This is a genomic window from Pantoea sp. nfd-35 (genome assembly GCF_056892255.1).
On record NZ_CP122403.1, the window covers coordinates 140141 to 165651 of the forward strand.

The 25511-nt window shown below is 50.9% G+C and carries 27 protein-coding genes; 9 read left to right on the top strand and 18 right to left on the bottom strand.

The genetic code is table 11. The features are described 5' to 3' along the window. Nucleotides 1-257: 257 nt before the first annotated feature. Nucleotides 258-1121, bottom strand: a complete 864-nt coding sequence (locus P9J57_RS00625; protein ID WP_013027746.1) for a YicC/YloC family endoribonuclease — start codon at nucleotides 1119-1121, stop codon at nucleotides 258-260. Nucleotides 1122-1278: 157 nt separating this feature from the next. On the opposite strand from P9J57_RS00625, the gene P9J57_RS00630 reads away from it, so the two are divergent. Then, the gene (locus P9J57_RS00630) at nucleotides 1279-1713 is read left to right on the top strand and encodes a DUF3574 domain-containing protein (protein WP_014333006.1); all 435 of its coding nucleotides are present in this window, start codon (nucleotides 1279-1281) and stop codon (nucleotides 1711-1713) included. A gap of 35 nt (nucleotides 1714-1748) precedes the next feature. On the opposite strand, the gene P9J57_RS00635 is transcribed toward P9J57_RS00630, so the two are convergent. Next, nucleotides 1749-2933, bottom strand: a complete 1185-nt coding sequence (locus tag P9J57_RS00635; protein WP_014333007.1) for a NupC/NupG family nucleoside CNT transporter — start codon at nucleotides 2931-2933, stop codon at nucleotides 1749-1751. A 153-nt stretch (nucleotides 2934-3086) separates the two neighbouring features. Here P9J57_RS00635 and rph point away from each other — a divergent pair, with 153 nt between their 5' ends. Together rph and pyrE are read left to right on the top strand one after the other, a co-directional pair. Then, complete coding sequence (gene rph, locus P9J57_RS00640; RefSeq protein ID WP_013027743.1) at nucleotides 3087-3803, top strand: ribonuclease PH; 717 nt, start codon at nucleotides 3087-3089, stop codon at nucleotides 3801-3803. 48 nt (nucleotides 3804-3851) lie between these two features. After that, nucleotides 3852-4493: an orotate phosphoribosyltransferase gene (gene pyrE, locus P9J57_RS00645; RefSeq protein ID WP_013027742.1), complete on the top strand. Its 642-nt coding sequence runs from the start codon at nucleotides 3852-3854 to the stop codon at nucleotides 4491-4493. A gap of 28 nt (nucleotides 4494-4521) precedes the next feature. On the opposite strand, the gene slmA is transcribed toward pyrE, so the two are convergent. The 3 genes from slmA to coaBC all read right to left on the bottom strand — a co-directional run bounded on the left by slmA (nucleotide 4522) and on the right by coaBC (nucleotide 6895). Then, nucleotides 4522-5118 (bottom strand): nucleoid occlusion factor SlmA, encoded by a 597-nt coding sequence (gene slmA, locus P9J57_RS00650; RefSeq protein ID WP_013027741.1) that lies wholly within the window; start codon nucleotides 5116-5118, stop codon nucleotides 4522-4524. Nucleotides 5119-5238: 120 nt separating this feature from the next. Then, nucleotides 5239-5697, bottom strand: a complete 459-nt coding sequence (gene dut / locus P9J57_RS00655) for a dUTP diphosphatase (protein WP_014333008.1) — start codon at nucleotides 5695-5697, stop codon at nucleotides 5239-5241. Beyond that, nucleotides 5675-6895: a bifunctional phosphopantothenoylcysteine decarboxylase/phosphopantothenate--cysteine ligase CoaBC gene (gene coaBC, locus P9J57_RS00660; protein WP_014604740.1), complete on the bottom strand. Its 1221-nt coding sequence runs from the start codon at nucleotides 6893-6895 to the stop codon at nucleotides 5675-5677. Before coaBC ends, dut begins: the two co-directional genes overlap by 23 nt. Nucleotides 6896-7075: 180 nt before the next feature. Between coaBC and radC the strand changes: the two genes are divergently transcribed. The 4 genes from radC to mutM all read left to right on the top strand — a co-directional run bounded on the left by radC (nucleotide 7076) and on the right by mutM (nucleotide 9274). Continuing rightward, entirely contained in the window at nucleotides 7076-7732 is a 657-nt protein-coding gene (radC, locus tag P9J57_RS00665; protein ID WP_014333010.1) for a RadC family protein, read from the top strand. Nucleotides 7733-7970: 238 nt separating this feature from the next. Then, nucleotides 7971-8207, top strand: a complete 237-nt coding sequence (gene rpmB / locus P9J57_RS00670) for a 50S ribosomal protein L28 (RefSeq protein WP_006121249.1) — start codon at nucleotides 7971-7973, stop codon at nucleotides 8205-8207. Nucleotides 8208-8227: 20 nt separating this feature from the next. Beyond that, the gene (rpmG, locus tag P9J57_RS00675) at nucleotides 8228-8395 is read left to right on the top strand and encodes a 50S ribosomal protein L33 (protein WP_001051798.1); all 168 of its coding nucleotides are present in this window, start codon (nucleotides 8228-8230) and stop codon (nucleotides 8393-8395) included. A gap of 69 nt (nucleotides 8396-8464) precedes the next feature. Next, on the top strand, nucleotides 8465-9274 hold the full coding sequence (gene mutM, locus P9J57_RS00680; RefSeq protein WP_019105393.1) for a bifunctional DNA-formamidopyrimidine glycosylase/DNA-(apurinic or apyrimidinic site) lyase: 810 nt from the start codon (nucleotides 8465-8467) through the stop codon (nucleotides 9272-9274). Here mutM and coaD read toward each other — a convergent pair. The 6 genes from coaD to P9J57_RS00710 form a co-directional block, all read right to left on the bottom strand. Then, entirely contained in the window at nucleotides 9271-9750 is a 480-nt protein-coding gene (coaD, locus tag P9J57_RS00685) for a pantetheine-phosphate adenylyltransferase (protein ID WP_014604743.1), read from the bottom strand. The two genes, mutM and coaD, sit on opposite strands and share 4 nt — an antisense overlap. Continuing rightward, nucleotides 9747-10526 carry a glycosyltransferase family 2 protein gene (locus tag P9J57_RS00690; protein ID WP_015699302.1) on the bottom strand — a complete coding sequence of 260 codons (780 nt, stop codon included), beginning with the start codon at nucleotides 10524-10526 and terminating at the stop codon, nucleotides 9747-9749. Before P9J57_RS00690 ends, coaD begins: the two co-directional genes overlap by 4 nt. After that, nucleotides 10526-11800: a lipid IV(A) 3-deoxy-D-manno-octulosonic acid transferase gene (gene waaA / locus P9J57_RS00695; protein WP_013027734.1), complete on the bottom strand. Its 1275-nt coding sequence runs from the start codon at nucleotides 11798-11800 to the stop codon at nucleotides 10526-10528. The genes P9J57_RS00690 and waaA overlap by 1 nt, the downstream gene beginning before the upstream one ends. Before the next feature lie 90 nt (nucleotides 11801-11890). Further along, the gene (locus P9J57_RS00700; protein ID WP_013027733.1) at nucleotides 11891-13027 is read right to left on the bottom strand and encodes a glycosyltransferase family 4 protein; all 1137 of its coding nucleotides are present in this window, start codon (nucleotides 13025-13027) and stop codon (nucleotides 11891-11893) included. Beyond that, nucleotides 13020-14096 carry a putative lipopolysaccharide heptosyltransferase III gene (gene rfaQ, locus P9J57_RS00705; protein WP_019105394.1) on the bottom strand — a complete coding sequence of 359 codons (1077 nt, stop codon included), beginning with the start codon at nucleotides 14094-14096 and terminating at the stop codon, nucleotides 13020-13022. Before rfaQ ends, P9J57_RS00700 begins: the two co-directional genes overlap by 8 nt. 73 nt (nucleotides 14097-14169) lie before the next feature. Beyond that, nucleotides 14170-15120 (bottom strand): glycosyltransferase, encoded by a 951-nt coding sequence (locus tag P9J57_RS00710; RefSeq protein WP_019105395.1) that lies wholly within the window; start codon nucleotides 15118-15120, stop codon nucleotides 14170-14172. Nucleotides 15121-15334: 214 nt separating this feature from the next. On the opposite strand from P9J57_RS00710, the gene P9J57_RS00715 reads away from it, so the two are divergent. Then, entirely contained in the window at nucleotides 15335-16357 is a 1023-nt protein-coding gene (locus P9J57_RS00715; protein WP_483279365.1) for a glycosyltransferase family 9 protein, read from the top strand. Between the two features lie 159 nt (nucleotides 16358-16516). Here the strand turns inward: P9J57_RS00715 and P9J57_RS00720 are convergent, their stop codons facing one another. Then, nucleotides 16517-17614: a glycosyltransferase gene (locus tag P9J57_RS00720; RefSeq protein WP_014594900.1), complete on the bottom strand. Its 1098-nt coding sequence runs from the start codon at nucleotides 17612-17614 to the stop codon at nucleotides 16517-16519. A 326-nt stretch (nucleotides 17615-17940) separates the two neighbouring features. Between P9J57_RS00720 and P9J57_RS00725 the strand changes: the two genes are divergently transcribed. Then, a complete protein-coding gene (locus P9J57_RS00725; RefSeq protein WP_013027728.1) occupies nucleotides 17941-18948 on the top strand; it encodes a polysaccharide deacetylase family protein in 1008 nt (335 codons plus the stop codon). Here P9J57_RS00725 and P9J57_RS00730 read toward each other — a convergent pair. The 6 genes from P9J57_RS00730 to rfaD are packed head-to-tail and all read right to left on the bottom strand — an operon-like array spanning nucleotide 18911 to nucleotide 25283. Continuing rightward, a complete protein-coding gene (locus tag P9J57_RS00730) occupies nucleotides 18911-19900 on the bottom strand; it encodes a glycosyltransferase family 2 protein (RefSeq protein WP_013027727.1) in 990 nt (329 codons plus the stop codon). The genes P9J57_RS00725 and P9J57_RS00730 overlap by 38 nt on opposite strands. Continuing rightward, nucleotides 19900-21156: an O-antigen ligase family protein gene (locus tag P9J57_RS00735; protein ID WP_483279366.1), complete on the bottom strand. Its 1257-nt coding sequence runs from the start codon at nucleotides 21154-21156 to the stop codon at nucleotides 19900-19902. Before P9J57_RS00735 ends, P9J57_RS00730 begins: the two co-directional genes overlap by 1 nt. Next, nucleotides 21153-22322, bottom strand: coding sequence for a glycosyltransferase family 4 protein (locus tag P9J57_RS00740; protein ID WP_019105397.1), 1170 nt, complete (start codon nucleotides 22320-22322; stop codon nucleotides 21153-21155). The genes P9J57_RS00735 and P9J57_RS00740 overlap by 4 nt, the downstream gene beginning before the upstream one ends. After that, nucleotides 22319-23287: a lipopolysaccharide heptosyltransferase RfaC gene (gene rfaC / locus P9J57_RS00745; RefSeq protein ID WP_014594897.1), complete on the bottom strand. Its 969-nt coding sequence runs from the start codon at nucleotides 23285-23287 to the stop codon at nucleotides 22319-22321. The genes P9J57_RS00740 and rfaC overlap by 4 nt, the downstream gene beginning before the upstream one ends. Next, nucleotides 23275-24333 (bottom strand): ADP-heptose--LPS heptosyltransferase RfaF, encoded by a 1059-nt coding sequence (gene rfaF / locus P9J57_RS00750; RefSeq protein ID WP_014594896.1) that lies wholly within the window; start codon nucleotides 24331-24333, stop codon nucleotides 23275-23277. Before rfaF ends, rfaC begins: the two co-directional genes overlap by 13 nt. Before the next feature lie 17 nt (nucleotides 24334-24350). Further along, nucleotides 24351-25283 (bottom strand): ADP-glyceromanno-heptose 6-epimerase, encoded by a 933-nt coding sequence (rfaD, locus tag P9J57_RS00755; protein WP_014604756.1) that lies wholly within the window; start codon nucleotides 25281-25283, stop codon nucleotides 24351-24353. Between the last annotated feature and the right edge of the window lie 228 nt (nucleotides 25284-25511).

Genomic DNA, 25511 nt, shown 5'->3' on the forward strand with positions numbered 1-25511 from the left:
CTTGTCATTACAAGATATTCATTTCTGACTCTTAACCTATAGCTGATTAGTGTAATAATAAACTTCATATACGGGAAAGGGAAGTGCTGAGAATCTCATCTTTTTCTCAAATTACTGTAATAGCCTGGTCTCAATACTTTGACGTGCTCACCGCTTGGATGAAACAAATTGAAACGTACAAAACAGGTTGGAAATAAAAAGCCCTGATAAATCAGGGCGTTGATAAATATTGAAAAGCTTTGGAAAACAAGAGAAAATTATTCAATATTCTGGATCTGCTCGCGCATCTGTTCAATCAGCACTTTCAGCTCAATGGCTGAATTGGTGATCTCTGCATTAATCGATTTCGAGGCCAGAGTGTTCGACTCGCGGTTGAACTCCTGCATCATGAAGTCGAGCCGACGTCCGACGGCTTCTTTTTTCTTCAAAATGTTGTACGTCTCTTTAACGTGCGCATCCAGGCGATCCAGCTCTTCTGCTACATCCACACGTTGCGCCATCATCACCAGTTCCTGCTCCAGGCGGTTGTTTTCCAACTGCACTTCGGCGTCCTCCAGTTTGGCGATCAGCCTTTCACGCTGCCACTTAATGACATCAGGCAGTTGAGCTCGCACTTTACTGACTTCATGCGTTACCGCTTCCAGACGCTGCTCGATCAGGGATTTCAATGCGCTACCTTCGCTCTCACGTGCAGCAATGAAATCATCCAGTGCGCCATCTAGTGCCTGAATCAGCTGTGTATTAATCGCGTCCAGATCCTGTTCTGGCGCAGACATCACGCCAGGCCAGCGCAAAATATCCAGTGGATTGATCTGGCCTTCGTCGCTCTGCATCTTCACCCAGTTAGCGGCCTGAACCAGCTGTTTAGCCAGCGACTCGTTCAGCATCAGCTCGCCTTGTGCGCCGGGATCGGCATCAAAGCGCAGATTACATTCGATTTTACCGCGCGTCAGACGCTGGCGAATGCGTTCCCGAATCATCGGCTCCAGTCCGCGGAACTGCTCTGGCAGACGAATATAGGTTTCAAGATAACGTTGGTTAACGGAACGCAGCTCCCAGGCGGCGCTGCCCCATTCGCCTTTAACTTCACGGCGGGCGTAGGCGGTCATACTGCGGATCATAAGCGTTACTCATTTTCAGAAAGATTAAAGTCAGTATAACGAGGCAAAGCTAACCATAACAGGTGTAAGCAGCAGCAGGATGAGAGAACAAATTATTTCCGCTTTCAGCAACAGGCACTTATGCTGTTTACTGGCTTACTCGTTGAGGACCCCGTTTATGTCTCACGTATTACGCTTTCCTGTAATGCTGACCTTACTGCTGGCTGGCTGTCATTCGCCATCACCGCCACCTGTGCCATCAACCCGACCTGTTCCCATATGTGCTGGCGGTGAGGTGATGATGCAAACCACATTGTGGTTTGGTCTCAGTAAGCCACAAGGCGGTAGCGTGAGTTCGCTGGACTGGATGAATTTTATCGATAAACAAGTGACGCCTCGCTTTAAAGCCGGGCTCTCGGTTTATGATGCGCAAGGGCAGTGGTTGGGTGAAAACGGTCAGCTGGCGCGTGAGAAAAGCAAAGCGCTGGTGCTCATCTATAACTTTGACAGCGATAACAACAGCCGTGTCGAAGCACTACGCGAGCAGTATAAAAAACAGTTTGGTCAGGAATCGGTCATGCGTGTCGATTCGCCTTCCTGCGTGAGTTTCTGATGCCATTAACGGCGGCCCAGGCCGCCGTAAGATGATCAGATAAACAGTCCGGCGAACGCAGCCGAAAGCAGGCTTACCAGGGTCGAACCATATACCAGTTTCCAGCCAAATCGGGAGACGACGTTCCCCTGTTGTTCGTTCAGCCCCTTAATCGCGCCTGCCACAATACCAATCGACGCAAAGTTAGCAAACGAGACCAGGAATACCGACAGGATGCCTAATCCACGCGGCGTCATGCCTGCCGCCACTTTCTTCAGTTCGATCATGGCGACGAATTCATTGGCCACCAGTTTAGTGGCCATAATGCTCCCAGCCTGAAGGGCGTCGACGGCGGGGATGCCGATTAACCAGGCAAAAGGGTAAAAAACATAGCCCAGGAGCTGCTGGAAACTGTAGCCAAATAGCGCTGCGAACAGCGCATTGACGGCCGCGATCAGCGCAATAAAACCGATCAGCATTGCCAGAATGATCATCGCCACTTTAAAGCCCGCCAGGATGTACTCTCCCAGCATTTCGAAGAAACTCTGCTCCTCATGCAACTTATCTAGGGCTACAGGCTGTTCCTCGCTTTCCTTACCGGGATTAATAATCGACAGAATGATAAAGGTGCTGAACATATTGAGCAGTAGCGCCGCCACGACATAGCGAGCCTCAATCATCGACATGTATGCACCGACAATGGAAAGCGAGACGGTAGACATAGCGGTTGCCGCCATGGTGTAAAGGCGCTTCGGCGGGATATCCGCCAGAATACCTTTATATGCGATGAAGTTTTCAGACTGACCCAGTACCAGCGTACTGACCGCATTAAAAGATTCCAGCTTTCCCATGCCGTTGATTTTAGACAGGACAGTTCCCACCAGGCGGATTAGCAACGGCAGAATGCGCCAGTGCTGCAAAATACCAATCAGAGCGGAAATAAAAACAATCGGGCAAAGTACGCCAAGAAAGATAAAGGCCAGGCCCTGCTGACTCATGCCGCCAAAAACAAACTCTGTGCCTTGTGCAGCAAAACCCAGTAATGTTTCAAAGAAGCTGCCCACCGCTCCCACGAGCGCCAGTCCACTGGCAGAATGAAGGAAAAACCAGCCCAGCGCGGCTTCAACGATAATGAGCTGAATGATATAGCGCGGACGAATGTGTTTACGGTCATGACTGACCAACAGCGCAAGGGCGAAAATCACCACCAGCGCCAGCAGGAAATGTAAAATAGCGGCCATAGTTTAATCTGTTCGTAAAATGCGGCAAAAGGTAGGGCATTTAGCCATACTCCCACATGAATTTCATCCTGAGCCTTACAGCCCACTGCAAGAGACAGCGGGCCAGGAAGTCCGTATAATACGCAGCCAATCATTTGCAAGCCGGAGATAACCATGCGTCCAGCAGGCCGTAGCGCACATCAGGTGCGTCCAGTCACATTGACCCGCAATTACACTAAACACGCAGAAGGTTCCGTTCTGGTGGAATTCGGTGAAACCAAAGTGCTCTGCACTGCCACGGTGGATGAAGGTGTTCCGCGCTTCCTCAAAGGACAGGGACAGGGCTGGGTCACTGCCGAATATGGCATGTTGCCGCGTTCAACGCATAGCCGCATGGCACGTGAAGCCGCGAAGGGCAAACAGGGCGGCCGCACGCTGGAAATTCAGCGTCTGATCGCCCGTTCACTCCGCGCAGCCGTCGATCTTAAAGTGCTGGGTGAATATACCATTACGCTTGATTGCGACGTCATCCAGGCTGATGGTGGCACCCGTACCGCATCTATCACCGGCGCCTGCGTGGCACTGGCGGATGCACTAAACAAACTGGTTGCCAGCGGTAAGCTCAAAGCGAACCCGATGAAAGGGATGGTCGCGGCGGTATCTGTGGGCATCGTTAACGGTGAAGCCCTGTGTGACCTTGAATATGTTGAAGACTCCGCTGCTGAAACCGATATGAACGTCGTGATGATGGAAGACGGCCGTATGATCGAGGTGCAGGGCACGGCGGAAGGCGAACCTTTCAGCCATGAAGAGTTGCTGGCACTGCTGGCGCTGGCCCGCGGCGGCATCGAAGAGTTAATTCAGGCGCAAAAAGCGGCGTTGGAAAAATAAAGTAACAGGCGACCGCAGAGTCGCCTTTTTTTATCTGAGGAGTAAGACATGAAAGCCTGGCAGCGGCAGTTTATTGAATTCGCACTGAATAAGCAGGTGCTTAAATTTGGTGAGTTTACGTTAAAATCTGGTCGTAAAAGTCCCTATTTCTTTAATGCCGGTCTGTTTAACAGCGGGCGAGACTTAGCGCTGCTGGGGCGTTTCTATGCGCAGGCGTTAGTGGACAGCGGCGTGGATTTCGATTTGCTGTTCGGGCCCGCTTATAAAGGGATTCCTATTGCGACCACGACAGCGGTTGCCTTAGCCGATCATCATGACCGGGATGTGCCTTACTGCTTTAACCGTAAAGAGGCGAAAGATCACGGTGAGGGCGGTCTGCTGGTGGGAAGCCCGCTACAGGGTAAAGTTATGTTGGTCGATGACGTTATCACGGCAGGCACGGCAATCCGCGAGTCGATGGATATTATTAATGCCCATGATGCGAGTCTGGCTGGCGTCATGATTTCACTGGATCGTCAGGAGCGTGGCCGGGGAGAGCTTTCCGCTATTCAGGAAGTGGAACGTGACTATTCCTGCAAGGTTACCGCCATTATCACGCTCAACGACCTGATCGACTATCTGGCTGAAAAAACGCATATGGCCGATCATTTAGCGCAGGTGCGTGCATATCAAAAAGCGTACGGCGTCTGATTACAGGCGGGCGCTGCCCGCCTGCCTGTTACACCAGCTGTGCCGCAATCAGCGGCCAGCGGGTGTCAAAGTCAGCGGTGGGACTAAAGCGGAACTCCGAGCGAACGTAACGCGACAGTAATCCTTCACACAGAGCCAGTAGCTGACTGGCTAATAATGCTTCATCGGTTTGAAAGCCTTCACCCTCTCGCATTTTCCGCTCACGCATCACCTGACGTAACTGGACTTCAATGCGCTCAAACAACTGGTTAATGCGCCCTTGTAAACGATCCTGTTCAAACATCAGCGCGTGACCCGTTAAAATACGTGTCAACCCCGGATTACGCTCACCAAACCCCAGAATCAGCTGCACAATAAGACGCAGGCGCGCCATTGTTTCTTTTTCATCTTTAAGAATGAGATTGATGCGGGTAATCAGACTGTCTTCAATAAATTCGATCAGGCTGTCAAACATCCGTGTTTTGCTGGGAAAATGACGATACAGCGCCGCTTCCGAAACACCGACGTTGGCCGCGAGCTTCGCGGTAGTGATTCGTTGGCTGCCATCGCTGGACTCAAGCATCTGCGCCAGCGCCTGCAAAATCTCTTCGCGACGATTCCGCTTTACGACTTTTTTTTCTGCCATGCCCTTAAAAACCCCTGAATTTCACCATAAACAGGCAACACCTACGCATCAGCCACAAGATAAACACCTATGGCGATGAGAAATAAAATGATGAGCGTAAGTGAAAATAGGTAGTGCTGGTTACTGACGACCTGAGTGACCGAAGCCGCCTTCACCGCGCAAGCTGGCATCAAACTCTTCTACCAGATTGAATTCGGCCTGAACGACAGGAACAAAAACCAGCTGGGCCATGCGGTCGCCCGGCTGTAGCGTAAAGCTTTCCTGACCCCGATTCCATACCGATACCATCAGTTGACCCTGATAATCGGCATCAATAAGCCCCACCAGGTTACCCAGTACGATGCCATGTTTATGGCCCAGTCCTGAGCGTGGGAGGATGACAGCAGCAAGGCTCGGATCGGCAATATGGATAGCCAGGCCAGTAGGGATTAATGTTGTAGTCCCGGGGGCGATTTCCATCACGTCATCAATACAGGCACGAAGATCTAACCCAGCGGAACCCGGTGTCGCATAGGTCGGCAATGGAAAATCTTTGCCGACGCGCGCATCCAGAATTTTAACGTCTATTTTTTTCATCATAACGGCTGACAATCTCGTCTATTAAAAGTTGACCAAGGAGTGACTTATCGCTGAGCGGTAAGGTCTTTTCTCCTTCCTGCCAAAAAAGGTGAAGAGCATTGGTGTCGCTATTGAACCCTTGTCCAGCTTTCGACACGTCGTTAGCACAGATCAGGTCCAGCTTTTTACGCGCGCGTTTTTTTCGGGCGTATTCTTCCACATTCTGGGTTTCAGCCGCAAATCCAACCACAAAAGGCCGGCCCTGCGTTAATGCGGCAACGCCCGCGACGATATCGGGATTTTTAATGAGCTGCAGGGTGACATTATCATCGTCATCCTGTTTCTTGATTTTCTCATCCGCAATGTCGGCTGCCCGGTAGTCTGCCACGGCTGCGCTTGCAATGAAAATATGTTGTTTATTTATCTCATCCATCACCGCAGACTGCATCTCCCGTGCCGACGTTACATCCACCCGCTTAACGCCCACGGGCGTTGCTAAGCTAACCGGGCCACTAATCAGTGTGACGCTGGCACCGCGTCTGGCGGCCGCGGCCGCAATGGCAAAACCCATTTTTCCTGAGCTGTGGTTGCTGATATAGCGCACGGGATCGAGGGCTTCACGAGTCGGGCCGGCGGTAATCATAATGTTGAGATGTTGCAGATCGTTGACGGGGCTGGCCCACTGAACCGCATGGTCAACGATAGCCAGTGGGTCGAGCATGCGGCCCGGCCCGACATCGCCGCATGCCTGGCTGCCGCTGTCAGGCCCCCAGATGAATACGCCGCGCGCCTGGAGCGTCGTCAGGTTCGTTTGCGTGATGGCGGCGCGGTACATCTGTTGATTCATCGCCGGCACAATCGCGACAGGCGACGCGGTAGCCAACACGGCGGTTGTCACTAAATCGTTCGCCATACCGGCTGTGACGCGCGCGATTAAATCCGCGGATGCGGGTGCCAGCAGAATCAGATCGGCCCATTTGGCCAGCTCAATATGGCCCATGGCGGCCTCTGCTGCCGGGTCGAGCAGATCGTCCATTACCGGGTAGCCCGATACGGCCTGGAGGCTGAGGGGCGTAATAAACGCTTTTGCTGCATGGGTCATCATCACGCGCACATCGGCACCGCGATCGCGCAGACGGCGCACCAGCTCGGGGGTTTTATAGGCTGCGATGCCACCGCTTACGCCTAAAAGCACTTTTTTACCGGCTAATCCCATCATGCAGTTGACCTCGTTTTCAGTTGCCGTACAGCCACGGCGGAATGGGCGAATTTTATCACAAAACCTTGCCGTCACCTGTTCAAAGGCTGCGTTTGCGAGAAGTGCCGAAGAATCACATTTGCTCACTGGTCGCGTGTTAACTGCCAGAGGATGATACAGGGGGCGACAGGGAGAGCAGCAATGAATCATTTTCTACCACGGGAAAAACTCAAGCGACTGGGCGCAGATGCATTAAGCGATGCAGAACTGCTGGCCATCTTTTTACGTACGGGTTCAAGAGGCGTACCGGTGATGAAGCTGGCGCAGCAGATGTTGCAAGAGCTGGGGTCGCTTTACAACATCGTGAACGCCAGTGCGGAGGATTTCAAAGGAATCAAAGGGGCGGGGGAAATTAAGCTAATTCAGCTACGTGCCGTTGCTGAGCTGGCTAAACGGTTTTTCGCCAGCCAGTTGGCCCGTGAAAATACCCTCGACAGCCCGCTTGCGACACGCCAGTATCTGCAAACGCTGTTAGCAGAGCAGGAACGTGAGATTTTCATCGTGATGTTTCTGGATAATCAACACAGGGTGATAACCGCCCGGCAAATGTTCTCAGGCTCGATTAACAGTGTGGAAGTGCATCCGCGCGAAATTGTGCGCGAGGCGCTTAAAATTAATGCCGCAGCGTTAATCATCGCACACAATCATCCGTCAGGAAGAGCCGAACCGAGTCAGGCTGACCGCGACATTACCGTTAAAATCTGCGAAGCTTGTCGGCTGGTCAATATTCGCGTGCTCGATCATTTAGTGATTGGACGGGGTGAATCGGTCTCATTTACCGAGCGGGGATGGCTCTGAGCCTGAAAATCTGGTCCAGGTGGCGGATTTTTACACGATCATTCGGGATCTTTATCTGTTCGGGACTTGAGCACTTGGGCCGAGCGGCGTATACTACGCCACCTTTGAGAATCTCGGGTTTGGCGGTTAGGCCAGCTTAGCGGGTTCCATGGAACTCGCCTGGCGGGCTGTAAGCCTGACGAGGCGGCCAAAACCTAATTTTTAAAGCTCGAGCTGATTTGATTTTTGGAGAATAGACATGTCACGAGTCTGCCAGGTAACTGGAAAGCGTCCGGTGACCGGTAACAACCGTTCCCACGCAATGAACGCGACGAAACGCCGTTTCCTTCCGAACCTGCACTCACACCGTTTTTGGGTTGAGAGCGAGAAGCGCTTCGTTACTCTGCGTGTATCTGTAAAAGGTATGCGTATTATTGATAAAAAGGGCATTGATACGGTGTTAGCCGACATGCGTGCCCGTGGTGAGAAGTACTAAGAGTACTAAGGAACTGAATCATGGCTAAAGGTATTCGTGAGAAGATCAAGCTGGTTTCCTCTGCTGGTACAGGTCACTTCTATACCACCACGAAGAACAAACGTACTAAACCAGAGAAACTTGAACTGAAAAAGTTCGATCCGGTTGTACGTCAGCATGTGATCTACAAAGAAGCCAAAATTAAGTAATTTTGGTTTTCTGCAAAAAACCCGGCTCAGGCCGGGTTTTTTGTTTGTGTAATGCGCAGGGGAGAGGTTATGCCTGAGTTGCCAGAGGTAGAAACCAGCCGACGCGGCATTGAGCCACATCTGGTTGGTCAGACAATTCTTCACGCAGTCGTGCGCAATGCGCGTTTGCGTTGGCCAGTGTCACAAGAAATCCTGGCGTTAAGCGATCAGCCTGTGCTGAGCGTTCAACGTCGTGCCAAATACCTTTTACTCGAATTGCCGCACGGCTGGATTATTATCCACCTGGGTATGTCAGGCAGTTTACGTGTCCTTTCAGAAGAGTTGCCCGCAGCCAAACACGATCATGTCGACCTGGTCATGAGCAACGGTAAAGTCCTGCGCTATACCGATCCCCGGCGTTTTGGCGCCTGGCTGTGGAGCAGCGACCTGGCCGGCAGTAGCGTACTGGCACACCTCGGCCCAGAGCCGCTGAGTGAAGCGTTCAGTGGTGACTATCTGTTTGAAAAATCCCGCGGAAAGCGAACGGTGATTAAGCAGTGGCTAATGGACAATAAAATTGTCGTTGGCGTGGGTAACATCTATGCGAGTGAGTCACTGTTTACGGCAGGGATCATTCCTGATCGACCCGCAATGAGCCTTTCCCATGAAGATGCGGCGATATTAGCGAATACCATCAAAGCGGTACTGCTGCGCTCAATCGAGCAGGGCGGAACAACATTACGCGACTTTTTACAAAGTGATGGCAAACCGGGCTATTTTGCACAAGAGCTACAGGTTTATGGTCGCGCGGGAGAGCCCTGCAGAGCATGTGGCACACCGATTGTCAGTGGCAAGCATGGGCAACGCAGTACTTACTGGTGCCCCAACTGTCAACACTAAGGCAGTTTTGCCAGCAGAGCCTGGTGGACAGGCGCGGGCAGGAAGGCCGAGACGTCGCCGCCGTGCCGCGCCACTTCTTTTACCAGGGTAGAAGAGATAAAAGAAAAGTTTTCCGATGGCATCAAAAACACACTTTCCAGCGTCGGCAGCAAATGCCGGTTCATACGCGCCAGCTGTGTCTCATATTCAAAATCCGACACGGCACGCAATCCGCGCACCAGAATGTTTGCCTGCTGAGTGCGGGCAAAGTTCGCCATCAGATCGCTGAAACCTGTCACCTCAACGTTCGCCAGATGCGCGGTCGCCTGACGCGCCAGCGCAACTCTTTCATCAAGCGTGAATAAGGGCTTTTTGCTCGGGCTGGCGGCAATGGCTACGACCAGTCGGTCAAACATCTGCGCAGCACGCGTCACAATATCGATGTGGCCTAATGTGATGGGATCGAAGGTGCCTGGATAAATAGCTTTCGTGGTCATGTGCGCCCTTTCGCCGAAGCATGTGTCAGCGCCCATAGCGCTGCATATTTGTTGAAGGTGTACTGGGCATTGACGACCGCCAGCAGCCAACCCTGTTTACCATCAAGAAAGCCGGCACGCAGCAGCAGCGTTTTCGCGAAGGCGCCGAGCGCATGACTGAAGACCGAAAACAGGCTGCAGGTTTTTCCGCGCTGAAATCGTTCCTGTGCCCAGGCCTCCGCATAGGCCAGCTGCTTACGCTGGAAAGCCATCAGGTTACGACAGGTCAGGTGTTGTAAATCGCCTTTGAGGGCCTGCACGGAGGCGCCTTCGGTGTTGAGTGACTCATGCACGCTGTTATCGTTATAGCTTAACGTACGTGGGTAAAGACGCATCACTCGATCAGGGTACCAGCCGCTGTGGCGCATGAATCGCCCCAAAAAAAGATTACTGCGGCTGAAGCTGTAAACGGTGTCGCCTGGCGGGGCCTCGAGCACCCGTTCAATGGCCTGACGTAACTCTGGCGTGACTCGCTCATCGGCGTCGATCATTAAAATCATGTCGCAACTGGCAAAACTCTGCGCCCGCTGGCGCTGTTTGCCGTAGCCCTGCCATTCCGTCGCCTGAAAAACCTGCGCGCCTGCTGCCCGGGCCAGCGCCATCGTGTCGTCTGTGCTGCCAGAATCCAGCACGATAATCTCATCGGCCCAGCTCACTGATGCAAGACAGTCGGGCAGCAGCTCTGCTTCATTTTTGGCAATCATAACGACTGAAAGGCGTTGGCGAGTGGATGTCATTAATGGGCTCGTGGCGGCAGGTGTGGTTCAAGTAACTGCAGCAAACGCTGAAGGGCGCCCTGGTTTTGATGCAGCACTTCTACGGCATGGCGTCCGTAGTAGCGACGATAATCATCGTCCTGCAGCAGGTTCGTCACCTCTTTTACCAGCGATGCGACATCAGTAACGGTAATCAGCCCCTGTGCCTGTTGCAGCTTGCTACAAATATCTTTGAAGTTCCAGGTATGGGGGCCCATAAGCACAGGAATAGCATGAGCGGCGGGTTCGAGCGGGTTATGACCACCGCGCTCAACCAGGCTGCCGCCAACAAAGGCCAGATCGGCAATGCCATACAGCAACATCAGTTCACCCATCGAGTCGCCAATCACAACCTGCGTTGAGCCGGATGGGATTTCACCGCTGCTGCGCAGGGTAAAACTGAAGTTGCGCTTCTGCGTCAGCTCTCGGGCATCGTTAAAACGCTCCGGGTGACGCGGCACCAGAATCAGCAGCAAATCCGGAAAGGTTTGTAATAAGCGACGGTGCGTATCCAACAGGATAGCTTCCTCACCCTCATGAGTGCTGGTGGCAATCCAGACAGGGCGACGGGGTGCCCATTGCCGGCGTAGCGTTACTGCTCTTGCGGCCAGCTCGGGCGTAACAGAAATATCAAACTTCAGGCTGCCGGTAACCGACAGATGCGAGCGCTTCAGGCCGAGTTGCACAAACCGCTCACCGTCCTCGGCGTTTTGTGCGGCGATCAGCGTGATACTTTGTAAAAGATTACGCATGAACTTGCCAAGCTTGCGATAGCCTTTAGCCGATCGTTCGGAAAGTCGGGCATTAGCAATCACCAGGGGAATATGGCGCTGGTGCAGGATACGAATGATGTTAGGCCACAGCTCGGTTTCCATAATGATCACCAGGCGTGGATTGACCGTATCAAGAAAGCGATTGATGGCGTTGGGGAGATCGTAAGGCAAATAAACATGATGCACATCTTTGCCAAAAGCAGAGAGCGCACGTTCAGAACCGGTTGGCGTCATGGTTGTGACGGTGATAGGTAGCGTTGGATAGCGATGACGTAGCGCGCGCACCAACGGCACTGCCGCCAGGGTTTCGCCCACGGAAACCGAGTGTAAAACGATGCCTTCAGGCTTCACTTTTCCGGCGCAATAGCCATAACGCTCTGCCCAACGTTTACGGTAGGCAGGAGCTTTACGACCGCGCAGCCACAGGCGCAGCCAAATAAGTGGCTGAATGAGATAAAGCAATGCGGTGTAAATGGTCGTCATAGTTACCGTTATGACACGTTGGCGTCAAAAAAGCAGATTAAAGTCAGAATACAGCATCTTATCAGAAACAGCATAATCACTCATCCCACATCATGCGTGGCGACTCAGGACCTGCTGATAGAGCCTGTTCAGTGAATGTGCCAGGTTTTGCGGCGTGTAAGGTTCAATCCTGCGTCTTGCTGCTTCGCCCATTCTGCCGTCAACGGTTAAAGCAGAAAGGGCATTAATGGCCTGATTGAGTCCTTTTACATCCAGCGCATCACGAACAAACCCTTCCTGACCTTCGCGAATAAATTCAGCGCCGCCACACCCGGTGCTGGTGATCACCGGCAACCCGCAGGCCATGGCTTCCAGCACCACGTTGGGAAAAGGATCGTAAAGGGTGGGCAGAAGCAATCCATCAGCAGCATGGTAATAGGGCTGCACATCCTGCTGTACGCCGACAAAACGAAGCCGCTCACTGCAGTGAAGCTGACTGGCTAACTGCTGATAACGTTTTGCCTGTTTGTCCTGGCCGACCACGATCAGATAGCGGTTACTTTTGGCCAGCGCTTCAATGGCGGCTTTGAGGCCCTTACGTTCAAATCCCGAACCCACATAGATCAGAACAGTCGCGTTAGCGGGCAGGTTCAGCTGTGTCCGAACCGCATGGCGGGCGGCCTCTGTCGCAGGTTGAAAGCGCGTTGAATCAATGGCGTTGTGAATGACATGTATTTTGTCAGCCTGCAGTGCGAAGCAGCGCAGGATGTCTTTTTTTACCATCTCAGAATTACATATCACCGCTTTCAGTGCGGGGGAGTTAAACATATCGGCTTCTGCCTGCAGAACATAGCGATGATATGGGCTGAGGCTGGCGCTAAGACGCTGCAGGGGCGAAACAATACGTGCCCGTTGTTCAAGCCAGACACGATGAACGCCATCGCCTGCCCGAAAGATGTCACAACCAGCGATACGCTCATGGCTTTGAACAATATCGAACTTTTCACGTTCCCAGCAGGCCCGCGCCGCGTGGGCAAAACCGCGTTCACGTGAAACCCGTCCCAGTTTCCCTGGATTGCAGATATGCAGGTGCCAGTCCGGGTTGGGCTTTCCTTCCCAGCTTCGGGTGATGATATTGAGATCCAGTTTTTCGCTACCCAGGGCTTCCAGCGCGCGTGAAATAAAGCGTTCGGCCCCGCCATCAGGGCGGTATTTCTGCCGGACAATCGCCAGGCGTAACTTACTCATTTAGATAGCTCCTTGCTGCGGTAACGACATCCTCAACCGGGATAACGGACAAGTAACGTTGTTCGGTACGAGTATCAATGGAATCCGGAGAAGGAAGGGGGCCATAGTCACCAGCCCAGATGACCCGATTGTTGTCACCCCAGGGGCGCCAGTGCTGCAGTTTTGTCGGGCCGAAAAGCGCAATGCAGGGCGTGTCGAGCGCGGCGGCCATGTGCATCGGGGCTGAGTCAACGCCGATAAAGAGCTGAGCGCAAGCAATCAGTGCAGCCAGTTGTGGCAGAGAGAGTTTGCCTGCCAGCGAGATAACATGCGGAGACTGGCACTGCGCCAGAATCCGCTCAACCATCGCCAGCTCACTATCATCCGGTCCTGCTGTCAGGATGACTTTTCGGTCGGCTTGAGCCAGCTGGTCGATAGTGGCTGCAACCTTGTCTTCCTCCCAGCATTTGAACTGCCAGCGGGAGGTAGGCTGCAGCACGATATAAGGGGGCTTCACCTGCTGCTGAAGCAGCATATTCTGCACTTTTAACGCATCGTCCGGGCTGAAGTGCATCGAGGCTCTGGCACCGTCGGCTGAAATCTGCAGCGGTGACAGAGCGGAAAGATTCTGTTCAACCGTATGTAAGCGCTCATGATTTTCTGTGGTAACCAAATGATTGTGGCACCCGCGCCAGAAGGCGTTATCACGCTTTTTAAACGCGAATCCAATGCGTACCGGCGCACCAGACAGTCCGGTGAGAATGGCACTGCGCCACTGATCGGCAAGGTTAATCACCAAATCGTAATGACAGGCTCGCACTGCTGAGACCAGTGCGACTTCATGGCGAAACGTCTGCCAGCCACCTTCCTTTTTCCAGTTTCGATCGATGATGTGCAGATGACGGACAGAAGGATGTGCTTCCAGCATGGGCCGGGTTTCTTTGTAGAGCAGGACATCAATGCTGGCCTGCGGATAATGCTGATGCAAAGCATTGATGACAGGCGTAGTCAGCAGCATGTCGCCGTGATGGCGTAGTTTGATTAACAGAATTTTTTTGGGTGCAAACTGGACTGGAATCGGGCTTGTCATACTCAAATGCTCTCAGAATTCAGTGAGCCGATTGTAGGGCAAACCCTTTTGAGGTTAAAGCAAGTGACGCCGCTTATTTCCTGCGCCAGTAATAAATTCGACCCAGCCATAGCAGCAGGTGATACCACTGTTTTATCCCGCGCGCATTACGCAGCATGCGTTTGTGTGTCTGGGTCGCGAAGATATCGGCAATCATCGCCTGTCGTGCTGATTCGTCCGGTTCGCGTCGGATACTGTGACAGACGCTCAGGGCTTCGTAAGTAATCTGATAGTGAAAGGCCGGATAAATTTTTACCTTATGGCGATAGCGGCTGTTAATTGACTCCAGCATTTGCGCAATTTTCAGATAGTGACGCTGATATTCAACGTTACGCAGGCCGGTCCGCTTGCGGTTGCTGATTGAAGCATCGTGCAGATAGTAGCGATACAGCTGTTTATCGGTATAGCGCGCGCGTTTTACATTCAGCATGAACTCTGTGGTCCAGGGAATATCCTGATGGTGCAGGCCGGGTTCAAAATTTAGCTTCAGTTTTTCAATCAGTTCGCGTCGGTAAATACCAAGCCAGACAACATGTTTATAGCGATGAGTCTTCAGCGCCTTGTTAAGCCACTCAGGGCCGCTAAGGACGGATGTGCTTGAGAGTCGTTCAGGCGGTATCAACGGCTGGGTTTCATTGCTAGCCTGGAAAAACCATTCGGCATTGCATTGCGCCACATCGAGATCGTCTGCCTCTGCCATATCGACCAGTGTCTGATACATCTCTGGCTTCATGGTGTCATCAGCGTCTGGAAAGGTTACGTACTTACCGGATGCAACAGCCAGCCCGGCATTGCGTGCACGTGATACACCACCATTAGGTTGGTGAATGACCCGGATATGAGGATGACGTCGTGCGTAGTCATCCGCTCTCTCACCCGAGCCGTCAGTCGATCCATCATCGACAAGGATGATTTCCAGAGATGTCAGCGTCTGAGCCAGTAAAGACTGAATAAATGTCTCAAACATGACACCAGCGTTAAACATTGGTGTGATTATCGATAGTAAAGGCGAATTTTGTGACACAGCAGCATAACTTCAAGTGAAAAGAGACGGATTTCCGCCGACATTATTACGAATGCCGATAGAACTTTTTGTGCATTTAGGGTCAAACCTTGATAGGTAGCAGAAATTTATTTTTTCGCAACTTTATGGCGTGTGTACGCTCCAGTCCGGTCAGGTACGTTTAACCAGGTACAATATGAAAAATATCCTCGTCATCAGGCGCGACAACATTGGTGATATGGATTGTACCACACAGTTACTGGAAGGCATCAAAACGGCCTTTCCCGAAGCTAAACTGACGCTGTTGGTAAATAAAGTGGCGCAGGATGTGATACTGCATAACCCCCATGTCGATGCGCTTCATGTCTATAAGAAAGCCAAGCACCGTGGCAAGAACGAGACCGCAATTGGCGTTTACTGGCACCGTTTAAAGATCTTTTGGGCTTTACGTAAAACGAAGTTTGATGCGGTGGTACTGGCGAACCCGGTTCCCTGTAAATACAGCCTTCGCCTCGCGCGTATGGCGGGCGCAACCCACATCATTGGCGCTGGCGAAGCCGATAACGGGCTGACAAGAGTCTTTGGCAGAGACGATTTTTCTGGCAACCACCAAGTCGAACACACTTACTCGTATCTCTCAGCGCTCACTGCTCATTTGCCTGTCGTTCCCCCCGTCAGAGTCTATTTAACCCCACGAGAGCATGAACAGGCTAAAACGCATGTGCATTCACTGTTTACGGTATCGGGTCAGACATACGGTATACACATCAGTAGTCGCAGCCCAAAGCGCCGCTGGGATATAGAAAAGTATGCTGCTTTTATTCGTCATCTGTTAGAAGATGCGCAAGCCCGTGTGCTGATCTTTTGGTCGCCGCAGGGAGCGCTGGGGCCGGATGATCGGGGTGATGACGCCAGAGCCGAGCAACTCATGCAACTGGTCAATTCTTCACGAGTGGCGGCTTACACTACCACATCAGTGCGTGATCTAATGGCGGGTTTTAGTTGTTGTGACCAAATTCTGTGTAGCGATGGTGGCCAAATGCATATCGCGGCGGGTTTGCATAAAAAGCAGGTGGTGTTTTTTGGCGATACGGATGCGCCTGGGTGGCATCCATGGTCTGGTGAGTACAGGATTTTGCAGACACCTTCTGGTGAATGTAACGACGTTACTCCTCAAGAGGTGATGAGTGCGTGGCTGCAGCTTAAGGACATCTCTTGAGTGGCTACTACGTGACTGACACGCTCAATTATTTTCCGAAAATTTCTGGCTAAACGATGTCAATTACCGGAAGAACAACGCTTAAAACGTGCCGTTCCCTTGATCTGCTTATCGGTTCATGGGAACGACTGATTGATGCTATGAGCGGTCAACATGCATTCATTTGGACGCTCGGAAATCTGCCAACTGCAAGTATCGCTGACAGATAACGGAGAGGCTGTAGATACTCAGGTCAAGTTGATGCAAATCAGGCGGGTTATCGTAAATCTCTCGCATCTTTTCCGCCAGTGAGGTTGCATTCATCTCAGACAGCCCGCGACTCAGGTCACCCGTCAAAATACTCGCGGGCCCGCCGGGGCAACGTGTACTCACTACAGGTGTTCCGCAGCTCATTGCTTCGATCAAAACATTGCCAAAGCCTTCACTGTCAGAACTCAAAATCAACATCCGTGCATGATGTATCCAGGGATAGGGATTACGCTGAAAGCCTTCAAAGCGCACGCGATCTGAAACGCCCAGCTGTTCCGATAAACGATACAGTTTTTCTTTCATAGCAGGACTGCCCTGTCCCAGTAAGATTAAAGGAGCCTGAATGCCACTTTGCGCATAAGCTTCCAACAGGCGGTCATGGCGTTTAGTTTCATGGAAACGGCCAACATGAACAAGGAAATCCTCACCTGCCAGTGGGCAGGGTTCCAGTGAGAGCCTTTTGATTTCATTGAAATCAAAAGGGTTAAAGATAACATCCGTTCGCGATGCTTTTACGCCAATATGGTTGATCAAGTCATCAAGAGCATATTGGGAAACCGCGATCACCTGGCGATGGCGATAGACATGACGTATTTTCTGTCGCTTGAGCCATAATGAAAAACCCGATTTGCGAGCGAGATAAGAGGCAGAAAAAATGCCATGAATGCAATACCAGGTCCTGAGCGGATCGAGAGCACGCGAAGAAGACACTATTCGGTCCGTTTTATGCAGATGAGACAGCACAAGATCAAATTTGCCTTGGCGGGTTTCACTGTAACGGACGGCTTTATCCAGGAGCGCGGCGCGACGAGATGTTTCGGTAAGCTTACGCCATGGACTGCGACAACGGTCTTCAATCACCTGGTAATCAAGCCCTGACGGAAGGGAATAATCACAGACGTTACGCAAAGAAAAAAGTGATACCTGATGTCCACTGTTAATCAGGCCCTGTGCCAGGGTCAGTACTACTTTTTCAGCGCCTCCACCAGGCAGCCCGTCTATTATCATCAAAATACGCTTGGACAAATTATCACCTCAAAGACGCCGCCAGCACTGTGAATGGCCTAAAGCATAAAGCGCACGGCAGTAAACTCGCCATAACAGAGCAAAATAGTGGGGATCTAACGCAGTTTTTCAATAGGGAAAACGCCACAACGCTATTTTATTCAAGGCGTTACAAAATAAAGGCCCCGCTGACTACGGGAATTATCTTAGGTTATCAGGCCATTGATGACTACGAATAAAAACCAAACCAATTGCAATTATATTTTTGCGCGGAATGACTACCCTGCGTAACATAGTCAGGATAATCTCTACCGATTATTGGATAAGTCATGGATAAACCGGCATTTTTAATCACTCTCGATACGGAAGGTGACAACCTCTGGCGCAACCGCAGCGGCAATGTCACCACACATAATGTCCGCTTTCTACCGCGTTTTCAGTCGCTTTGCGAGAAATACGCGTTCAAACCGACGTGGCTTACTAATTATGAAATGGCTTGCGATCCGGCTTATGTCGAGTTCGGACGAGATCTTCTTGAGCGTAATCAGGGTGAAATAGGCATGCATTTACATGCCTGGTACAGCCCTCCTGACTATGCACTTACGGAGGATGACTGGCGTTACCAGCCTTATTTGATCGAATATCCAGAGTCGATACTGCACGATAAGGTCGCCTATATGACCGACCTGCTTGAAACGGCATTTGAAACTAAAATGCGTAGTCACCGTGCAGGCCGCTGGGCCTTCAATGAAGTTTATGCACGTGCATTGATCGATCATGGCTATCTGGTCGACTGCTCTGTGACGCCGCGCGTGGACTGGCGTAGTTCTCCCGGTGCTCCCCAGGGGAAAGGCGGTACAGATTACCGCCATTTTCCTGACCAGGCCTACTATGTCGACATCAACGATATTTCCAAGCCTGGCAGCTCAACCTTACTGGAATTGCCGATGAGCATTCAGTACCGGCATGGCATGTTGAAAAACCAGTTTAAAAAAGTCTGGGACAACGTCAGGGGTAAGTCGAGAGGACCTCGGGTAAACTGGCTGCGGCCTGTGGGCGGGAATCTGGCGCAAATGAAGCATGTCGTTGAGCAAACGCTGTCGCAGGGAAACGACTATGTTGAATTTATGCTGCATTCATCGGAGTTTATGCCTGACGGCAGCCCGACGTTTAAAAACGACGCAGACATTGACCGTCTTTACGATGATTTAGAGCAGCTGTTCAGCTGGCTTCAGGAACGTACCCAAGGTATGACCTTGACCGAATATGCCCTGAAGAAAAAAACGGCACTCGGTGCCGTCACTGATTCGCTTCAGGAACAGATTTGCGGGCCTTAAATCGCAACCACGAAAAAAGCGTGTCGACTTCGGGATAGCGCATTTGCCAAAACTTTTTTGTTTTGCAATGGCCCCTACAAAGGCGTGCGGCTGACTTAATGGCCAGCCTGGTTTGTTTATCGTAATGATAATAACCAAAAACCGCTTTCGACATGCTTTTCACTTCATTAAAGCAGTTCACTATCATCCCTGCAGCCAGTCGACGCAGCTCAGTGTCAGACTGTGCCATTGCACACATTTTATTCATGGCGAATAGCATGTCCTCAATGTCACTCATACGGACATTCCGTGTGATGCCCTGCTGATTATCGCGGTAGTAGTAGAGCGTATTTTCAAGATGAGCGATACGCTGTGTTTTGAGATATTGAAATGGCGTAAAGATAACGTCTTCGTAACGTCTGCCGACTTCAAAAGCCTCACCTTCCAGCAGACTGTTTCTGTATATGCGGTTCCATAAATGCCACATCGATCGGATAAAAAGCGGACGCAGACAATTCAGCCCCTGAACGGAAAAATCGTAAGCGACACGTTGAGGCAATTCGTTTTCTGATGCTTCAGGGGGCGTGTTTTCAAAGCGTGCGTAGTTAAAATCAATCAGATCGTCTTGATCGGAGAGTAATAACGGTCGGATAACTGATAGATAATTTTTACTGAGTAGATCATCAGCGTCCAAAAAGGTAATAAATTTTCCTTTAGCTTTTGACAGGCCAACATTGCGGGTTGCGGCAACCCCCTGGTTAGCCTGCTGAATGAATTCAACACAAGCTGAAGGATAAGTCTTGAGAAATTCTTTCACACGCTGGGCTGAAAGGTCTGTCGACCCATCATCGATAATGATGACCTGAATATCAGGGTCAATTTGGGTAAACAAGGATGTCAGACAGGGAACGATATAATCCTGACTATTGTATAAAGGAATAATGATGCTTAGCAGCCAGTCACGCGTTTGCATTACTTCGCTTCCTGTAATACAGACGGTGTTTTAACTAATAAGCCACTGATGATGACGGCCAGACAATAGATGAGGGTTCCCTCAGTGCTGAAAAATATCACGTCGCTCAGGCCATAGGTGATCAAAGATACTGTGACTGCGAAGAGTGCGGGATTGCGGTAAGGCGTGAATGCGCTGCGTAATAAGCAAAGATATAAACCTGCCAACGCTAACAGACCCACAATGCCCTTAATCGAGAACGTTTCCATCACTTCATTGTGCATATGAACGGTAAGGTAGGGTAATGCCCCATAAAGCGAAGGTTCTTGTGCAACAATCACTTTTGCTTCTGCCGCTCGTTGCTCTGCAGACTCTCCCCACAGGGCTTCAAGGCTGGTGCGAAATGCAACGGTTTGCATGCTTAAGCGTGAGATGATTGAGTTTTCTCCCGTTTGCTCATGCATATGCGCAATATCCTGATTGAACTGCTGTATACGCATAGTGATGACTTTATGAAAAAGTGCAGCGCTGAGCAGGAGCATGATGGGCACCAGGATGAACAGAATAATTTTGTGACGACGATTAATCACATGTGTGCTCATGAGTACAATCATTAAAGCCAACACGGGATAAGCCAGCATAGCTGCACGGGTTCCAGTCAACAGAATGGAAGCATAGGTAAAGGCGAAAGCTGCCAAAAAAAGCAACACTCTGTGGCGGGTTTTTAAAAGTAATACGGCTTTAATGAATATCAGATTGACTGCGGTAATGATGTAGGCAGCAACCGTTGCTCGATCAAAATTCAGCTCTACACGCGCTATGTGTAAGAAAATCCCCTGATAAATGGCATAGCTATTTACCGCAAGCCCGCAAACAAGGGCTGCCAGCACGGTATTTTTTTGTAGCGCTATCTTTGTATTAAGCATCGCCAGTAGAACAAACGCTGCGGCGATTTGTAATCGTCCGGTTGATTGGTACTGCCGGTACAGACTAATGAAATCGCCAGGTTGTTTATACATGGCTGTCCAGATAATGCTGATGATCCCGACAGCAAAAAACGCACCAGGGAGAATCAGGTTTTTTTTGTCAGCAATGTAAAATCTGAGATGAAAAACGATGACCAGAAAAGCCAGATAGCTGGAAAGATAAAAAACGTTCCTGCCAAAGGCCCATCCAAATGGCGAAGTAATAAAGGCGATAGCACATCCGATAAAAATAAGCTGGCTGAAAAAGTTGGCAGGCGCTTCTTTTTTAAAGATTAAATGATTTAGTTTCATTTTTTAATTATAACATCCTTTAAAGCATCGTTGAATTCTGTCTTAAACAGCGCATAGTCGAAATGTTCTACTGTCCAGGCTTTAGCGGCTTCACTAAATCGCTGATACGTTTCAGGCACCGACAAGACTTCCACCGCGTTGGCGCAATCAATATGTGAAACCAGCCTGGCTTCTTCCATAACATCACGGACAGGTTCGTAGACCTGATAGGGGAAATCAACGCGTATACCAGTTAATTTCTCATGCTCATCAATTGTAACGGAGGGGGGTAATCCAATGCCACACTGCTGATGACCAACGACTTCAGGTTGGCCGTCAATCATGGGGAAAATAACCGGTACACCAAAATAAAGCGCTTCCATACAGGAAAGGCCAAATGGCTCAGTGACAGGTGTACTGAGATAGATATCTGTGCGATTAAAAAAGGCGCTCATATCATGCTGAAAACCGCTGAAGGTAACAAACTGACTAATATTCAAACGCTCAGCAAGCGCCACGAAGGCGTCATGATCGGGCCCTTTTCCCGCAATTTCCAACACAACGTTGTGTCCACGTTGGCGTAATTCTTTAAGCGTTAAAAGTCCTACGCTAATGCCTTTCAGGCTAACCTGGCGAGATGCCGTTCCTAGCCTGAGCGGATTTTTTAGCGTTCTGATTGCGGAATTTATCCCCTGCGGCAACATGATTCGGTTTATCACGACGTGATGCGGGCAAGGTAGGTTGAAGCGGTGATGCATCACCCGGTTTGACGCGTATGAGGCTGAAATCACGCCGTCCAGCATTGCCATAAAGTTAAGCGTTTTTTTATTTTTTGGATAACGCCATGAGCAGCCATGATCGTAATAGACCAGAGCAGCACGCCTGGGTTTTGCTGGCAGTCCTGGAATTAAATCCCAAACCACTATTACATCGGCATCACTTGCCTCAATGCGTTTTTTTAGCAAATATTTCCGAAGAAATTGCGGGACTTTATATTTCAGGCCATTTACCCAACGATTGGCAAAGGTGATTTTTTGTTGAGGAATGTGACGACGAATATCATCGTCTATCTCATTACTGATGCATATCACATCATCATTTCCGTCAGAAAAATCATTGATGTACTGCAGGAACAGGCGTTCAACACCACCCATTTTTTCAAGGTTAATGATGTGGAGTTTCTTCATACAAGAATCTCAAAGACCATATCCGCGACGTCCTTAGCGCTAATGTCTGCTAATTTGCTGCCCTCTGCAGGCCGCAAAACATACTGATTTTGCCCATAACCCCCAATCAAACCCGGATCGGTGGGGCCATATAACGTGATATTGGGCCTGTCTAGTGCGGCGGTCAGATGGCTCAGCCCTGTATCTACCGACACTACGGCATCTGCGCCTGCCAACTGCTGTGCTACGGCTTCAAGAGAAAGCTTAGGCAAGACTTCTACGTGCTCAAAACCTTCAGCCAGACGCAGCGCACGCTGATGTTCATGTTCAGCGCCCCACGGCAGCTTTACACGCAAGCCCGCTGGCCGGACACGTTCAATCAACTCTCGCCAGTGAGCTTCTGGCCAGTGCTTGTTATCACGGGTAGTGGCATGAAGAAATACCAGATAAGGGCTCTCATGCTGTGATAAGGGCTTCAGAAAATGGCCGGCAATTGCATAATCCCCCTGAGACGGGGGTTTATCGTAACCCAGACTTTTAGCAAACAGCTCACGCGTCCTCTCGACTGCATGTTGTTGCTTGCTGATCTCGTGCTTTTTGTCATACCACCAACTGGCGAAAGGTTCTCTCGCACTACGATTGTCCAGGCCGTGCTTAACGCCTTTAGCCAGACGAGTCACAAGCGCGGCGCTCTTAATCAGCCCCTGAGCGTCGATCACGATGTCGTAGTCACGAGACTGAAGCTCACGCTTGAAACGCACGCGCTCTTCACGCTGCAGGCTGCCAAACCAGTGTTTGCGCCAGCGTCGAATGGCGACAGGCAGAACCTTATCCACTGCCGGATGCCAGGTCGGGATTTGTGCAAAATTTTCTTCCACCACCCAGTCAAAGCGTATTCCGGGCAGGGCATGCATGGCATCGGTGAGTGCTGGCAGCGTATGCAGGACGTCTCCCATGGAGGAGGTTTTGACGATCAGGACGTGCATGTCCCCTCCTGGACTTCGCGCAACAACGTGCTCAATGTTTCATGAACCTGTGCGGGCTGAATATCGATAAGACTTTGGTGATAGCCCTGCCCGGCATCGCCTTTGCGTACACGATGATAGCCGCTAATTAAACGGAGAATACGTGCCCGGTCAGACAGAGGCGGCGTAAAGTCAGGGCTGCTGGGACCATATAAGGCGACAAGCGGTCGGTTTAACGCTGCGGCAATATGCATCAGGCCCGAATCATTACTGACCACTGCGTGGCACTGAGCCAGCAGAATAACAGCCTGTTCCAGCTGCGTTTCGCCAGCCAGATTGCGGCAATGTGCACGGCTCGCTTCCGGTAGCGAAGACAGGATTTCTTCACCGGTGGAATGATCTTTAGCCGAGCCAAACAGCAGAATCTGATAACCCTCACTGATTAACTGCTGGGCAAGCGTCGCATAGTGAAAATGCGGCCAGCGTTTTGCCGGCCCAAACTCTGCACCGGGACAAAAACCAATCGTCGGCCGCTCGGGAGTCAGCTGAAACTGCGCGGACGTCTCACTTTTTTCCTGTTCACTGACCTGTAGCTGAGGCGTTAGCAGGGGTTGTGGCAGTTCCCGCGCTGAGCGGACTGGCAAGTCATAAGCCAGAGCCACATAGCGCTCAACCATCAGCGGAAACGCGGCTTTATCCAGTACCCGACAATCGTTTAACAGGCCGTAACGCATTTCTCCGCGCCAGCCAATACGGCGCTTGATCCCGGCAAAAAAGGGAACCAGCGCTGATTTAAAAGAATTGGGTAAAACATAAGCGCGATCGTAATGGCTGGCCTGGAGCGATTTGCCCAGCCGACGGCGCTCGCCAAGCGCTAACGCGCCATGACCCAGCGGCATCGCCAGCGCCTGATTCACTTCAGGCATCCGTGAAAGTAAAGGACGGCACCACGCAGGTGCCATCACATCAATCACTGCGTCAGGATGTTCGGCCTTGAGGGTACGATAGAGACTTTGCGACATCATCATATCGCCGACCCACGACGGGCCGATCACCAGAATTTTCATTACCGGTATCTATTCCTTTAGACGTTGCGATTTAACCAAACCATATATTCAGAAACGCCCTGTGCCACGGTCTTAAACGGTTTGTCGTAACCCGCTGCGCGTAAATTAGACAGGTCGGCCTGCGTGTAAGCCTGGTAGCGGCCTTTCAGCTTGTCAGGGAAAGGAATGTACTCAATCTGGCCTTTCTGGTGAAAATTAAGCACCGCATCTGCCACTTCCTGGAAGGATTCGGCGCGGCCTGTTCCGCAGTTATAGATGCCGGAAATCCCATTCTCCCAGCACCACAGATTCACCGACACCACATCATCGACATGAATAAAATCACGTTTAAAGCCGTCGCTGCCTTCAAACAGCTTTGGATTTTCATCATTGCTAATCTGCGTGTTTAAATGAAACGCCACGCTTGCCATGCTGCCTTTATGGCTTTCACGCGGGCCGTAAACGTTAAAGTAGCGAAAGCCGCATACCGGCGAGGAGGCTTCAGGCAGGATCTGACGCACGTAGTGGTCGAACAGCATTTTTGAATAGCCGTAGACATTCAGTGGCTGTTCGTACTGGCGCTCTTCAATGAAATTCTCATTGCGTCCACCATAGGTGGCGGCAGAAGAAGCGTAAAGGAACGGAATTTCACGCTCAAGACAGAAGTGCAGCAGATCTTTAGAGTACTGATAGTTATTATCCATCATGTACTTACCGTCCCACTCGGTGGTGGCTGAGCAGGCACCTTCGTGAAAAACGGCTTCAATCGGACCAAGATCTTCACCTGACATGATATAGGTCAGGAATTCTTCTTTATCCATGTAATCAGCGATATCCAGATCGGCCAGATTCACGAATTTGGTGCCATCTTTAAGGTTATCCACGACCAGAATGTCGTTGTGACCGCGATCGTTCAGCGTTTTGACAATATTGCTGCCGATCATTCCTGCGCCACCGGTTACGATAATCATACTGTTACCTTTAAAGTTTTGAGTTGAAACGGGACATTTCACACGTAATGCCTACATCATAACATTTCATCCCGCTCCAGACAGCCAGATGACTCTGTAAGGTCCTGCACATCCGACAGAATGGCGTGAACTATGCTGCAAAATTAACATTCTTTTGGTCGATTAAGCGTAGAAAGGCGATATGTTCAGTAATATTTGCCAGATTTCCACCTTATCAGGAGCAGGATA

Coding starts and splice junctions, on each gene's coding strand:
- P9J57_RS00635 (WP_014333007.1), bottom strand. CDS start 2,933: ATGGCCGCTATTTTACATTTCCTGCTGGCGCTGGTGGTGATTTTCGCC.
- P9J57_RS00690 (WP_015699302.1), bottom strand. CDS start 10,526: ATGACATCCACTCGCCAACGCCTTTCAGTCGTTATGATTGCCAAAAAT.
- rpmB (WP_006121249.1), top strand. CDS start 7,971: ATGTCACGAGTCTGCCAGGTAACTGGAAAGCGTCCGGTGACCGGTAAC.
- rpmG (WP_001051798.1), top strand. CDS start 8,228: ATGGCTAAAGGTATTCGTGAGAAGATCAAGCTGGTTTCCTCTGCTGGT.
- P9J57_RS00735 (WP_483279366.1), bottom strand. CDS start 21,156: ATGAAACTAAATCATTTAATCTTTAAAAAAGAAGCGCCTGCCAACTTT.
- P9J57_RS00730 (WP_013027727.1), bottom strand. CDS start 19,900: ATGCAAACGCGTGACTGGCTGCTAAGCATCATTATTCCTTTATACAAT.
- coaBC (WP_014604740.1), bottom strand. CDS start 6,895: ATGATGGGATTAGCCGGTAAAAAAGTGCTTTTAGGCGTAAGCGGTGGC.
- P9J57_RS00725 (WP_013027728.1), top strand. CDS start 17,941: ATGGATAAACCGGCATTTTTAATCACTCTCGATACGGAAGGTGACAAC.
- P9J57_RS00700 (WP_013027733.1), bottom strand. CDS start 13,027: ATGAGTAAGTTACGCCTGGCGATTGTCCGGCAGAAATACCGCCCTGAT.
- P9J57_RS00740 (WP_019105397.1), bottom strand. CDS start 22,322: ATGAAGAAACTCCACATCATTAACCTTGAAAAAATGGGTGGTGTTGAA.
- coaD (WP_014604743.1), bottom strand. CDS start 9,750: ATGACCACGAAAGCTATTTATCCAGGCACCTTCGATCCCATCACATTA.
- rfaQ (WP_019105394.1), bottom strand. CDS start 14,096: ATGACAAGCCCGATTCCAGTCCAGTTTGCACCCAAAAAAATTCTGTTA.
- rph (WP_013027743.1), top strand. CDS start 3,087: ATGCGTCCAGCAGGCCGTAGCGCACATCAGGTGCGTCCAGTCACATTG.
- P9J57_RS00720 (WP_014594900.1), bottom strand. CDS start 17,614: ATGATAATAGACGGGCTGCCTGGTGGAGGCGCTGAAAAAGTAGTACTG.
- rfaF (WP_014594896.1), bottom strand. CDS start 24,333: ATGAAAATTCTGGTGATCGGCCCGTCGTGGGTCGGCGATATGATGATG.
- mutM (WP_019105393.1), top strand. CDS start 8,465: ATGCCTGAGTTGCCAGAGGTAGAAACCAGCCGACGCGGCATTGAGCCA.
- rfaC (WP_014594897.1), bottom strand. CDS start 23,287: ATGCACGTCCTGATCGTCAAAACCTCCTCCATGGGAGACGTCCTGCAT.
- dut (WP_014333008.1), bottom strand. CDS start 5,697: ATGATGAAAAAAATAGACGTTAAAATTCTGGATGCGCGCGTCGGCAAA.
- P9J57_RS00715 (WP_483279365.1), top strand. CDS start 15,335: ATGAAAAATATCCTCGTCATCAGGCGCGACAACATTGGTGATATGGAT.
- rfaD (WP_014604756.1), bottom strand. CDS start 25,283: ATGATTATCGTAACCGGTGGCGCAGGAATGATCGGCAGCAATATTGTC.
- P9J57_RS00625 (WP_013027746.1), bottom strand. CDS start 1,121: ATGATCCGCAGTATGACCGCCTACGCCCGCCGTGAAGTTAAAGGCGAA.
- radC (WP_014333010.1), top strand. CDS start 7,076: ATGAATCATTTTCTACCACGGGAAAAACTCAAGCGACTGGGCGCAGAT.
- slmA (WP_013027741.1), bottom strand. CDS start 5,118: ATGGCAGAAAAAAAAGTCGTAAAGCGGAATCGTCGCGAAGAGATTTTG.
- pyrE (WP_013027742.1), top strand. CDS start 3,852: ATGAAAGCCTGGCAGCGGCAGTTTATTGAATTCGCACTGAATAAGCAG.
- P9J57_RS00710 (WP_019105395.1), bottom strand. CDS start 15,120: ATGTTTAACGCTGGTGTCATGTTTGAGACATTTATTCAGTCTTTACTG.
- P9J57_RS00630 (WP_014333006.1), top strand. CDS start 1,279: ATGTCTCACGTATTACGCTTTCCTGTAATGCTGACCTTACTGCTGGCT.
- waaA (WP_013027734.1), bottom strand. CDS start 11,800: ATGACGACCATTTACACCGCATTGCTTTATCTCATTCAGCCACTTATT.